Annotated in this window: 13 protein-coding genes; 8 read left to right on the top strand and 5 right to left on the bottom strand. The window is 70.6% G+C overall.

What is annotated here, in order from left to right; genetic code table 11:
• The first annotated feature begins 250 nt into the window (after positions 1 to 250).
• Genes D3230_RS16480 through D3230_RS15480 form a run of 5 tightly spaced genes read left to right on the top strand, consistent with a single transcriptional unit; the run spans position 251 to position 3,676 of the window.
• Entirely contained in the window at positions 251 to 1,318 is a 1,068-nt protein-coding gene (locus D3230_RS16480) for a glycerophosphoryl diester phosphodiesterase membrane domain-containing protein (protein WP_202345961.1), read from the top strand.
• A gap of 25 nt (positions 1,319 to 1,343) precedes the next feature.
• Positions 1,344 to 2,054 (top strand): phosphatase PAP2 family protein, encoded by a 711-nt coding sequence (locus tag D3230_RS15495; RefSeq protein ID WP_202345960.1) that lies wholly within the window; start codon positions 1,344 to 1,346, stop codon positions 2,052 to 2,054.
• A gap of 4 nt (positions 2,055 to 2,058) precedes the next feature.
• On the top strand, positions 2,059 to 2,370 hold the full coding sequence (locus D3230_RS15490; protein WP_202345959.1) for a glutaredoxin family protein: 312 nt from the start codon (positions 2,059 to 2,061) through the stop codon (positions 2,368 to 2,370).
• Between the two features lie 9 nt (positions 2,371 to 2,379).
• Complete coding sequence (locus D3230_RS15485) at positions 2,380 to 3,234, top strand: fused MFS/spermidine synthase (RefSeq protein WP_202345958.1); 855 nt, start codon at positions 2,380 to 2,382, stop codon at positions 3,232 to 3,234.
• On the top strand, positions 3,227 to 3,676 hold the full coding sequence (locus D3230_RS15480; protein ID WP_202345957.1) for a SprT-like domain-containing protein: 450 nt from the start codon (positions 3,227 to 3,229) through the stop codon (positions 3,674 to 3,676). Before D3230_RS15485 ends, D3230_RS15480 begins: the two co-directional genes overlap by 8 nt.
• Here the strand turns inward: D3230_RS15480 and D3230_RS15475 are convergent.
• Complete coding sequence (locus D3230_RS15475) at positions 3,673 to 4,248, bottom strand: NUDIX hydrolase family protein (RefSeq protein ID WP_202345956.1); 576 nt, start codon at positions 4,246 to 4,248, stop codon at positions 3,673 to 3,675. The two genes, D3230_RS15480 and D3230_RS15475, sit on opposite strands and share 4 nt — an antisense overlap.
• A 60-nt stretch (positions 4,249 to 4,308) precedes the next feature.
• On the opposite strand from D3230_RS15475, the gene D3230_RS15470 reads away from it, so the two are divergent.
• Positions 4,309 to 5,157 (top strand): nitrilase-related carbon-nitrogen hydrolase, encoded by an 849-nt coding sequence (locus D3230_RS15470; protein ID WP_202345955.1) that lies wholly within the window; start codon positions 4,309 to 4,311, stop codon positions 5,155 to 5,157.
• A gap of 10 nt (positions 5,158 to 5,167) precedes the next feature.
• On the opposite strand, the gene D3230_RS15465 is transcribed toward D3230_RS15470, so the two are convergent.
• The gene (locus tag D3230_RS15465; protein ID WP_202345954.1) at positions 5,168 to 6,427 is read right to left on the bottom strand and encodes a CapA family protein; all 1,260 of its coding nucleotides are present in this window, start codon (positions 6,425 to 6,427) and stop codon (positions 5,168 to 5,170) included.
• A gap of 60 nt (positions 6,428 to 6,487) precedes the next feature.
• Here D3230_RS15465 and D3230_RS15460 point away from each other — a divergent pair, with 60 nt between their 5' ends.
• Both D3230_RS15460 and D3230_RS15455 read left to right on the top strand, forming a co-directional pair.
• The gene (locus tag D3230_RS15460) at positions 6,488 to 7,288 is read left to right on the top strand and encodes a M15 family metallopeptidase (RefSeq protein ID WP_202345953.1); all 801 of its coding nucleotides are present in this window, start codon (positions 6,488 to 6,490) and stop codon (positions 7,286 to 7,288) included.
• A gap of 117 nt (positions 7,289 to 7,405) precedes the next feature.
• Positions 7,406 to 7,804 carry an NUDIX hydrolase gene (locus D3230_RS15455; protein WP_337249204.1) on the top strand — a complete coding sequence of 133 codons (399 nt, stop codon included), beginning with the start codon at positions 7,406 to 7,408 and terminating at the stop codon, positions 7,802 to 7,804.
• 200 nt (positions 7,805 to 8,004) lie between these two features.
• Here D3230_RS15455 and D3230_RS15450 read toward each other — a convergent pair whose 3' ends face one another.
• From D3230_RS15450 to D3230_RS15440, 3 genes are all read right to left on the bottom strand, one after another.
• Positions 8,005 to 8,343 (bottom strand): TfoX/Sxy family protein, encoded by a 339-nt coding sequence (locus D3230_RS15450; RefSeq protein WP_202345952.1) that lies wholly within the window; start codon positions 8,341 to 8,343, stop codon positions 8,005 to 8,007.
• Positions 8,344 to 8,622: 279 nt separating this feature from the next.
• On the bottom strand, positions 8,623 to 10,164 hold the full coding sequence (locus tag D3230_RS15445) for a mycothione reductase (protein WP_202345951.1): 1,542 nt from the start codon (positions 10,162 to 10,164) through the stop codon (positions 8,623 to 8,625).
• Between the two features lie 9 nt (positions 10,165 to 10,173).
• Positions 10,174 to 11,091, bottom strand: coding sequence for an ABC transporter substrate-binding protein (locus tag D3230_RS15440; RefSeq protein WP_202345950.1), 918 nt, complete (start codon positions 11,089 to 11,091; stop codon positions 10,174 to 10,176).
• Positions 11,092 to 11,098: the final 7 nt, after the last annotated feature.

Genomic DNA, 11,098 nt, shown 5'->3' with positions numbered 1-11,098 from the left:
GTGTGCGTAGCTACCGAAACACGAATTCGAGGCTCATCTGCGTTTTCACGCCAGCTCCCGGGGCCCACCGCTATTTGCGGGCACACAAGTGTCCGTAGTGCAACTGTCGACTTTACCACCGCCCGAGAACGATGTCCAGCGCAGATCAGATGTTCTTTCACACCCCCGACGCCGCACTCCCTTGTGCGGGTCCCGCACCCCTGACAGGCTGGAAGGGCCGCAGCCGACGTGTCGAGGAGGTATCGCAGGAGTGACCGACGCCCGTTCCGAGGTTCCCGAGCCGGAACACCGGCTCCCCGGACCGTCCCAGCCCGCCCGGTTCAATCCCCTCGATTTCGGCGCGGTTCTGGGGCAGTCGTTCTCTCTCGTCTGGAAGAACCCCGTGCCGTTGCTCGCCGTGGCTGGTGTGATCGTGTGGGCGGTGAACCTCGGCGCTGGAACTCTCGCCGCGCTCGCCCAATCGGCAGCGGGGCTCGATGGGATGAGCCCGGGCGGGATCGACGGTTCCCTCGTCGGACCCTACCTGGGAGCCCTCCTCCTGCAGCTCATCGCCGCCCTCGGCGCGCAGGTGATCGCCCAGGGGTTCGCCCTGCATCATCTGCGTGTGGCCCTGCTGGGCGATCGCGCCACGAGCGCCGAGCTCTGGCGGCTGCTGCGGGTTTCCGGGACGCGGCTCCTGCTGGTCAACCTCGTGTTCTTCGGCGCGGGTGTGGCGTTCGCGATCCTGGTCACGGGCGTCATGGCGCTGGCGTTCATGGCCCTGTTCAGCTCCGCGAATGCGATGCTCGCCGCGGTCATCGCGGTGCCGGTGTCCTTCGTGATCGCCGCCGGGCTGGGCGTTCCCTTCCTGTGGCTCACGTTCCGGCTGCAGCTCGCCTCGGGCGTCGTCGTGTTCGAGAGGACCACCGTGCGTCACGCGCTTCGCCGCTCGTGGGAGCTGACTCGGGGACGCGTCTGGCGGATCGCTGGCACTCAACTGGTGATCAGCCTGGCCTGTGGCGTCGTCGGCGCGGTCCTCATGTTCATCATCGTGGTCGTCGGCGTGCTTTCCTCCCCCACGAGTCCCGCAGACATGACCGCAGCGCTGCTTCCCGGAATCATCGGGAGCGTGCCGGTCTTCGCGGTCGGCGCGTTCGGGGCGATGGTCGCCAACACCGCAATCGGGCTGCTCTACGTCGATGCGCGTTTCCGGGAGGACTGGCTGTGGACGACGCTGAATGGCTACGCGGCCGCCAGGATCGCCGGCGTCCCCGCGTCCCAGCTCGCCGATCCCTTTGTCACCCCGCCGGCACCCCACACGAATTTCCCCGGAACCTAGACCGCGCTCCGGCTATCGTGGGGAAATGGCACCGCACGTTTCCCCCAGCACGCGCACTGCAGCACGCGTGCGCGCCGCGACCCCCTGGGCCATCGCGGGAATCGCCGTGGTGGTGGCCGCAGGGCTCCTCATGCGGTTCATCCTGCCGGGCCCGATCGGGGCACTCGGCCCCGACGAGTGGTGGCACGGGGTCGCCGGGCTCAGCCGCGGGTCGGCCCCGTTTGCCGTGTCCGTCTTCGCGGCCGAAATCGGCGGCGGTATCGGGGCGGCCGCCTGTGCCGCGATCGCAATCGCACTGTTGCTCGCGCTCCGCCGGCCCCGCGACGCGGCGGCCGTCGCCACGGCGATGGTGCTCGGCGTCGGAATATCCGAGCTCCTCAAGGCCGTGGTGCTGCGGCCGCGCCCCTGGGATCAGCTATATTCCTCGTCCGGGAGCTCGTTCCCGTCGGGTCACTCGCTCGGGGCGGCCGCGCTCGTCGTATCGCTCGCCCTCGTGGTGTCCGCCGCGGACGAGCTGCCCCGCGCCGCCGCGCGCTGGGCGTGGGCCCTGGCCATCGCGTGGATCGCGCTCATGATGTGGAGCCGGACCGCGCTCCACGTCCACTGGGCCACCGATGTCACCGCGGGGGCGCTGCTCGGCGTGTGCGTCGCGGTGCTCTCCCGGCGCTTCTGGTTCCGAGATATCCACAGTTCGCGGCGGGCGGGATCCGCACCGCCTGCCCGCGGCGTATCATGACGGCATGACCGAAATCGCTGATTCTACGCCCACCGAGCCGGCTCCCGCGGAGACCGACGCGGCCACGGAAACCGTCATGTTCGGCGCGGACTGGTGCGGCGACTGCCGCCGTGCGAAGCTCGTGTTCGATCGTGCCGGCGTGCAGTACCGCTACGTCGACCTCGTGCAGGATCCGGCCGCCGCGGACGTCGCGAAAGACATCAGTGGGCGCACCAACATCCCGGTGATTCTCTATCCCGACCGGAGCCACCAGGTCGAGCCCTCGAACGCGGATCTGCAGCGCAAGATCGACGAGCTCGGCCTGGCACGCGGCTAGGGCGCGGGCGTGAATCTCCCCGAGCCGATTACCCTCAGCTCCGGCCTGACCGCCGAGTTTGAGGTGGATCGCTGGGTTCCCGGCGCGATCCAGCTGCTGGTGGACGGCACCCCCCAATCGCACGTGCACCTGAGCGATCCGAGCGAGCTATTCTTCGAATACATCCGCCGGATCGGCCACGTCATCGACCTGTTCCGTGCACCGGGGCAGCCGATCTCCGCGCTGCACCTGGGCGGCGGCGCGTTCACGCTCCCTCGCTACGTGGAGGCCACACGGCCCGGGAGCCGACAGCAGATCGTCGAACTCGAGGGCGATCTCGTCGACCTCGTGCGCGCGGCGGCCCCGCTGCCGAAGCGCGCCAGCATCCGCGTGCGCCGCGGCGACGCCCGGGCGGTGCTCGGGAAGCTGCCGGACGGGATGCGCGGCGCGATGGACCTCGTGGTGGTCGACATCTTCGCGGGCGCGCAGACGCCCGCCCACGTTTCCAGTGTCGAGTTCTACGAGCTGATCCGCCCGCTCCTCGCGCCCGGCGGGCTCGTGGTCGTCAACGCCGCCGATGGCGCGGGGCTCCCGTTTGTGCGCGGCCAGGCCGCCACACTGGACCAGCTCTTCGGCTCGGTCGCCGCGATCGCGGAGCCGCAGGTGATCAAGGGCCGGCGCTTCGGGAACGTCGTGTTTGTCGCGTCCGACGACGATCTGGAGTCGCTCGACTGGCTGCCGCGTCTGCTCGCGGGCGGCCCCCATCCGGCACGCATGCTCGTCGGCCGGGAGTTCGCGGAGCTCACGCGCGGATCTCGCGCCGTCACCGACGCGACCGCGGTCGACTCCCCCGCGCCCGCTCGGGAGCTGTTCGAGCGTGGCTGAACTCGCGCGGGTGCGCGTGTGGGCGGACGCCCTGATCCGCCTCCACCTCGATCCAGCGGTCTGGAGCTTCGGCTTCGACCGGGCCAAGCGCCGGGCCGGGCTGTGTAACTATACGGAGCACCGGATCACCGTCTCCCGATACCTTGCCGAGAAGTTCGACGACGACGAGATCCATCAGGTCCTGCTGCACGAGGTCGCCCACGCGATCGCAGGATCCGCCGCGGGGCACGGCCCCGCGTGGAAACGCGTCGCCGCCGAGCTCGGGTACGTCGGCGGCCGCACGCACACCGGCGAGATCGCCCACGAGAGCGCCCCCTGGATCGGGCGCTGCCCCGCGGGGCACGAACACTACCGGTTCCGGGCCCCCACCCGCGCGAGTTCCTGCGCGAAGTGCGCGCGGGGGTACTCGGCTCGGCACGCGATCAGCTGGCAGCGGCGCTAGCAGCCCACCCCCGCGAGGGCCTGGCGCAGCAGCGCGCCGCGACCACCGATGAACTCGTCGAGGGTGTCCGGGGAGAGCGCTTCCTCCGGCGACATCCACGTCACCTCGAGCGCGTCCTGGCGCGGATTGCACGTCCCGGTCACGGGCACCACGTACACGAGCGACACCGCGTGCTGGCGCTCGTCGACGAATGCGGAAATCCCGGGCATCGGGAAATACTCAGCCACCTGTACCGGCCGCAGCTCGGTCGGCATCTGCGGGAACGCCATCGGCCCGAGATCGTCCTCCAAGTGACGGAACAGGGCCTCGCGCAGGGGCTCGCCGAAGCGGACGCGCCCCGACACGAACGCGCGGGTCATGCGCCCCTCCGGGGTGCTCCGCAGCAGCAGGCCGACCTCGGTGACCTGACCGAGCCCGTCGAGTCGCACCGGCACCGCCTCGACGTACAGGATCGGCAAGCGGCCGCGCACAAAGTCGAGCTCGTCCTGACTGAGCCAGCCGGGATTCCCGGCCGGTGCGGGCCGATCCTCGGGACCCTCGGGCTCAGGCAGTTCGGCGGTGTCGATGCTCATGGTGCCATTCTGCCGTATGTTTCCGTGGATCCGCCGCTCAGTGCTGAGTATGGTGGGGGCATGGTCTCCGTCTCGTCTCAGTCCCCTGCACGCCGGATCGCCCTCGTCCAGGTCGCGAGCCCCGAGCACGAATCCCGGGAGGCGCGCATCGACCGCGTCGCGGAGCTCCTGCGCCAGCACCCTGGCGCGGATCTCTACGTGCTGCCCGAGCTGTGGAGCGCGGGCTACTTCGCGTTCGAGCGCTACGCCGAGCTGGCAGAGACTCTGGACGGCCCCACGGTCACCATGATCCGCCGCCTCGCGCGCGAGCTGGGGGCGGCGATCCACCTCGGCAGCATCGTGGAGCGCAGCCCCGAGGGCACGCTCCACAACACCGCGGTGCTCGTGGGGGCGGACGGCAAGATCACGCAGACGTACCGGAAGATCCACGTCTTCGGCTACCAGTCGCTCGAAGCGGAACTGTTGACCGCCGGATCGACGCTGAGCGTCGCCCCGAGCCCGCTCGGCGCGACAGCGAGCATCACCTGCTACGACCTGCGCTTCCCGGGGCTCTGGCAGGAGATGAGCGTGCGGGGTGCCGAGGCCGTGATCGTGCCCGCCGCGTGGCCGGCCGCGCGGCGGGAGCACTGGCGAGTACTCACCCAAGCGCGCGCGATCGAGCATCAGCTGTGGGTCGTCGCCGTCAATGCCTGCGGCGTGCAGGGTGGCGTCGAACTCGGCGGGCACAGCCGGATCGTGGATCCCGCGGGCCGCGTGCTCGCCGAGTGCGGCGACGCCGAAGAGGTGGTCGTGGTCGACGTGGATCCCGCGCTGGTCACCGCGGTACGGGGCGAGTTCCCCGTCATCGGGGACCGCCTCGCGGCCGCGGCCTACGGCACGCTCTCCGCCGATACCGGCGCGGAGGCGTAGCCCGCCCGCGCTATTCCGAGATCACCGCCACGTCGGGGCCGAGGACCGCGATGGAGGCGGCCACCTGATCCATCGCCGTCACCCCGAAGCGCGTGCGCTGCAGCAGCTCGTCCGAGGCGGCGAGCGGGGTGATCGAGAGGGTGTTCCGCGCCATCAAGTCGTTCGCGGCCTCCTGCTCGGCGCTCCAGTCGTAGTGCATGTACGTGAGCAGCGCCGTGGGGTTCGCGACCTGCACCGTGCCGGCCTCGTCCCGGGCCAGCTCAAAGCCGGCGATCACGCCCGTGCGCTGATCCAGCTCGAGCTGCGTGTTCAGCATGTTGCCGATCGAATACCAGACGAGGGTGCGGCCGCCGTCCGCACGATCCACCCAGTTCACCGGTTGCAGCACGTGCGGGCCCGTACCGATCACCACGTCGGCACCGAGATCCGCCACCTGCTTCGCAAACGCCCGCTGGGCGTCGTTGACCTCGTGCGAGTCCTCGGTGCCCCAGTGCGCGGACACGATCACCACGTCGGCGTTCGCGCGCGCCTGCGTCATGAGCTCCGTGACGAGCGCGGTGTCGCCCATAATGTTCAGGGATACCCCGTCGATCGGCGCGTTCGAATACTCGGCGAAGGCCACGAACGCGATCTTCATGCCGTCCTGCTCGAAGATCGGCACGGTCCGCTGTTCCTCCGCGGAGCGATTCGCGCCCGCGACCACCGCCGGGGCCAGGCCGTCCCACGCCTCCCGGGTCGCCGCGATCCCGGCCGCGCCCTTGTCCGCGGTGTGGTTCGTCGCCGTGTTCACGAGGTCACACCCCACGCCCTCGCGGAGATCCCGCGCAAACTCGGTGTAGGTGTTGAACGTCGGGTAGCCGCTGATCCCGAAGTCGACGCCGGCGCTCGGCACCTCCTGATTGCAGAAGGTGACATCCGCGGCGTCGAGCTGCGACTGAATGCCGGCGAAGAACGGGGCGAAGCTCACGCTGCCGTCCGCCGCCACGGCGTTCGCGTTCACGGAATCGTGCGGCAGCATGTCGCCCATGGCGATCATGCGCACCGGCTGCGGGGCGCGCTCCGTGGGGGCCGGGGTGGGCGACGTCGTCGGCTCGGGCTTCGGCTCGGGGGCGGCGCTCTCGGTCGGTGCCGGATCCTGCGCGGCGTTTCCCGGCAGCCACAGCGCCAGCGCCGTTCCGGCCCCAGCGAGGAGCAGCGCCGTCACACAGATCGTGATCGTCAACCGGGTGTGGCGGGACAGTCGGCGCCGGGGCTCGGGTGCGTCGGTCATGCGGCCAGCCTAGCCGGTCGCCCTGGCCCGGGATCCGGCGCAAGCCCGTAGGCTGGCAGCATGTCCCACCCCCGATTCCGCAGCTCATTCGTGGTGGCCTGCGGGCTCGCCGTCGCGCTCGGGGGCGGGCTCGTTGCCTGTGCCCCGGAGCCCGCGGCACCCGCACCCGCATCCTCCGAGCCGTCGGCTGCGGCGAGCGCGACCCCCGCGCCCACGCAGACTCCGACCCCGCCTGAGCCCGAGTTTGACCGCTCGGCGCATTCCCTCGACGATCCCGCGTCACTCTGGGTCGTGAGCAACAAGCTGCGCCCGCTCTCCCCCGCGGATTGGGCGCCCGCCGATCTCGACATGCCCGTCGGCGTGGAGAACGAGTTCGCACAACCTCTGCGAGAACCCGCGGCGCGCGCCGCAGAAGCGTTCCTCGGGGCCGCCGCCGGGGCGGGCCACACGGTGCGCATCATCAGCGCGTACCGGGACTACGCGACGCAGGTCTCGCTCTACGACCGCTACGTGGAGCGCGACGGGCAGGCCGCGGCGGACACGTACTCGGCCCGGCCCGGGCACTCCGAGCATCAAACCGGACTCGTGATCGATCTCGACGACTTCGGCGACTGCTACCTCGCGGCATGCTTCGGGGAGACCCCCGCGGGGGCGTGGCTCGGCGCGCACGCCGCGGAGCACGGCTTCGTGGTGCGGTACCCGGCGGGCAAGGAGTCGGTGACCGGCTTCACTCCGGAGCCGTGGCACTTCCGCTACGTGGGCCCCGAGCTCGCACAGGAGATGCAGCGCACCGGGATCTCCACGTTGGAGGAGTTCTTCGGGCTTCCCCCGGCCCCGGGGTACGCCGCGGCCGAGGGGTAGCCCGGCACCCGGCGGCGTTACACTCGACGGGTGAGCACCGATCCGAACCCAGCGTCTCTTTCGTCACTTTCGTCTCTTTCGTCCACACCGACTGCCGCGGGTTCCCCGGAGCCCCGCGTGATCCGGGTCAGCGCCGTGGTGATGCGCAACGCTGAGGGGCGTGTGCTGAACGTGCGCAAGCGCGGCACCGCGAGCTTCATGCTGCCGGGCGGAAAGCCGGAGGCGGGCGAGGATCCCCGTGCCACCGCGGTGCGTGAGGTGTCCGAGGAGCTCGGCCTCGCGCTCGATCCGGCACAGCTCACCGATCTGGGCGTGTTCCGCGCGACGGCGGCGAACGAGCCCGGCTTCGTCGTCGAGGCCGCGGTGTTCGAGCATCCGCTCGTGCCCGGCGCAGAGTCGGCCGAGGCGCAGGCCGAGATCGAACGCATCGAGTGGATCGACCCCGCCGTCGCTCGCGCGGATATGGCACCGTTGAACACCGACTTCGTGTTCCCCGCGCTCCGCGCCCGCGGCTAGCCAGGCTCCCGGCTCACCCGGCCCGCCCGGCCCGCCCGGCCCCCCGGTTCGTCTGGCTCCCGGCCCAGCCCGGCCCGCCCTCCCCGAGGCAAATTATCCAAACGGTGCCGTTCTCCGCCGAAAAAGGCTCAGTCTCACGAAATTGCCTCGGTGTGGGCGCGCGCTCGGCAAGGCCCCTGGTCGTGCCCGGCGCCCGGCACCTACTTCTTCGGCTTGCGCGCGGGCTTTGGCTTCGGCACGGGGAGCTCCGCCGCGGTGCAGTCGATGAGGCCCGCCAGCCAGTCGCGGTCCTCCCAGCGGTCGCCGTCGACCTTGAAGTAGGGCTTAGACCCCGGGTAGGCGGGTGCCTCCTCCGGCGTCCCCAGGTACGCGCGCCCGGCCTCGGTCGGCTTCACGAACAGGGTGTCATCGCATACGAGGGCGACAATCTTGTCGTCACAGTACACCCCGTACTCCCCGAACATGCGACGTGTGCGCAGGCTCGGAAGTGCGCTGAGCTGGTCGGTGAGAAACTCGATGGTCTCCGCTCTGGTCCCCATGCGCCCACTGTACGCCTCGGGGCCGGGTTTCGGGCAGGGCCCCGGCCACGCGCTGATCTGCCTCTGGCCCGGGTCCCGGTCCCGGTCCCGTTCCCGGCCCCGCCCCCAGCCCCGGCCCCTGCCCCACCCAAACTGACGCTTTTTATCTGACATGAGCCGTTTTCGACGATATTTGCATCGCGCTCGATACATTGCCTACGTTTGGGCGCGGCCGGGGCAGGCCGGACGCACGTGGAGCGCGGCGCGGGCCACCCTGCACCCGGAGCGCCCTCGGGCCGCTCAGAGCGGTGGGCGGTCGCCGCGGGGCACGTCGAGCCCGAGGAGGGCGTTCTCAACGACCTCCATGAGGGAGGGGTGCGGCCAGTACTGCCCGCGCGCCGCGGTGTGGGCGTCGATTCCGAAGCTCATCGCCATCACCGGGAGCTGGATCAGCATTGACGCCTCGTGCCCCACGATGTGCGCGCCGAGCACCCGGCCATCCCGGCGATCCGCGATCACCTTGCACAGCCCTTCCGTGTCCTCGAGCGCCCAGCCGTAGGCAGTGTCCCCGTACTGCTGGGTGAACGCGGTGACGTGCTCCGCTCCGATCCGGGCGGCAGCCTCGGCCTCCGTCTCCCCCACGGTCGCAACCTCGGGCGCGCTAAAGATCGCCTCCGGGACCGCCTCGTGGCGTGCCGCGCGCAGATCCTCGGGATGCTCCAGGTTGTGCGCCACGACCCGCGCCTCGTGGTTTGCCACGTGCTTCAGCTTGAACGGAGTGCACACGTCACCGAGCGCGTAGAGCCCGGGGACGGGCGCCCCGCCCGCGAGCACCCGCTGCTCAGCGTCCACCGCGATCCGGCCGTCGGGGTGCAGATCGAGCCCGGCCTCGGCTGCCCCGACGAGATCGGAGTTGGGCCGACGTCCGATCGCGACGAGCACCACGTCGACCTGCACGCGCTCACCCGCGCTGCCGGGCCCCGCGACCTCCGCGCCACCCGCGGTGCCGGATCCGGCCCCCGCGTCTGCGCCGTCCAGCGCCGCCTTCAACTCGACGACGACCCCGTCCCCGTCGGCCGCCGGGTCGATCCGCCGCACCGCGCTATTGAGACGCAGATCCCAGCGCCGCCCGACCGCCTCGGTGAAGCGCTCCGCGATCTCCGTCTCCGCGTGCGACAGGAGCCGCCCGCGCCGATGCACCTGGATCACCTCGGACCCGAGGCCCGAGAAGATCGAGGCGAACTCGCTCGCGATGGCGCCGCCGCCGATCACGAGCACGCGCGTCGGGAGCTCCGGGAGGCGCATCACCGTCTCCGAGGTGTGTACCTCGGGCAGCTCGATCCCCGGCACGTCCGGGATCACCGGCCGCGAGCCAGCGGCGATCACGAGTTGCCGGGCGGCCACCCGAGTACCGTCCTCCGCCACGATCGCGTGGGTGCCGTCGAGCCGCACCCGCTGCGAGATCAGTTCGACGTGGGGCTGCTCATCGCGCCGGTATCGTTCCCCCGAAGCCGAGATCGGATCGATGCGCCCGAAGATCCGGTCGCGGATCGCGGGCCAGTCGACGCCCTCCGTGTGAAGGGTCACCCCGAGCCGGGCCGCTTCCTCTGGGGAGCGTGCCAGCGTCGCGGGACGCACGAACATCTTGGTGGGAATGCAGCCGACGTTCAGGCAGGTCCCCCCGAACACGCCGGACTCGGCGATGACCACGCGTCGGCCCTCCCAGAACGGGGTGACGAGCGTGTTCCCCGAGCCGGATCCGATGATGGCGAGGTCTGCGAGCGCGCCGACCGGGGCGTCACCGGCCCCGCTCCGGGGTGCGTCTACGGGTGTGTGCGTCATGTCTGCTCCTTAGATGAGGCTCTTCGCGGTGAGCCAGTCTGCGGCGATCTGGGATGCCGGGAGTTCATCCTGCACGCTGCGCGCGTTCATGTCCCGGAGGTCCTCGGGCGTCATCGCGGCGCTCACGCGGTCCACGATCTTTTCGGCGCCCGCATCGACGCGGTCGCTCGCGAGCGGCACCACGTGCGAGGCCAGGAAGATGCCCTTCGTGTCGTCGAGCGCGACGAGATCGTTCTCGGCAACGCTCGGGTCGGCGGTGTAAATGATCGCGAGCTGGATCGAACCGTCGGTGAGGGCCTTCACGGTGAGCGGCCCGCCCCCGTCTTCCACCGGGGTGAACGTCACGTCCGTGACGCCATAGGTCTCGGCCAGGCCGCGCGGCCCGTAGGGTCGGGTTTCGGCCTCGGAGTTTGCCCCCAGCGTCAGCGGAACGTCAACCTTGGCGAGATCCGCGATCGTCGCGAGGTCCCACTCAGCCGCGAAGTCGCGCGTCACGGTGTACGCGTCCTGGTCGGTCGCGGGTGACTGGGCGAGCACGCGGAGCCCGTCCGGGGTTGCCTCCTGCAACTCCTCGTAGACCGGGTCGGAGAGCCGGGCCTCGGTGTCGGGCGTCCAGTACTGCAACAGGTTCCCGGTGTACTCGGGGAAGAGGTCAATGCTCCCCGCTTCGAGTTCGGGCAGGTACGCCTCACGCTGCCCGATCCGGAACTGGCGGTCCACCGTGTAGCCCTCGGCTTCCAGGGCCTGCGCGTAGGTTTCGGCGATGATCTCGTTGGAGTAGTAGTCCTGAGACCCGATCACAATTGTCGCGCCGTCGGCGCCGGAATCGCCGTCCCCGTCGGCGAGCGGATCGCTGGCGGCGCAGCCCGTGAGGACGAGCGCGCCCGCGAGAAGCGCGGTGGAAAACAGGGTGGTGCGTCGATGCATGAGTCGT

Source organism: Leucobacter chromiireducens subsp. solipictus, from assembly GCF_016758195.1.
Lineage (GTDB): Bacteria > Actinomycetota > Actinomycetes > Actinomycetales > Microbacteriaceae > Leucobacter > Leucobacter solipictus.
Note: the sequence above shows the minus strand (reverse complement) of the source record. Positions and strands in the feature narration are given on the sequence as shown.